Source organism: Halomonas sp. KHS3, assembly GCF_000830495.1.
GTDB lineage: Bacteria > Pseudomonadota > Gammaproteobacteria > Pseudomonadales > Halomonadaceae > Vreelandella > Vreelandella titanicae.
The window spans coordinates 1,463,669-1,463,966 of sequence record NZ_JWHY01000002.1; the positions used below are offsets into that span (position 1 = coordinate 1,463,669).

The window sequence follows — 298 nt, forward strand, 5'->3', positions numbered from 1 at the left end:
ACGTCGTGGCGGCCGCCCAAGCCATCGGTGGCGATATTGACGTTCTGGTGGCCGGTGAAGGCGTTCAAGCCGCCGCCGAGGCCGCCGCCAAGCTCGACGGTGTAAGCAAAGTGCGCGTTGCGGATAACGCCGTTTACGCCCACCAGCTGGCCGAGCCCATGGGCGCGCTGCTGGTCGAACTGGCCGATGGCTACACCCACGTACTGGCCAGCGCCTCCACCACCGGCAAAAACGTGCTGCCGCGTTTAGCCGCGCTAAAAGACGTCAGCCAGCTGTCGGACGTTATCGCCGTGGACAG

Annotated in this window: 1 pseudogene; it reads left to right on the forward strand. The window is 65.4% G+C overall.

Going from position 1 to position 298, the window contains the following annotated elements:
- A pseudogene (locus RO22_RS08775) lies at nucleotides 1–298 on the forward strand (electron transfer flavoprotein subunit alpha/FixB family protein); the annotation flags it as partial.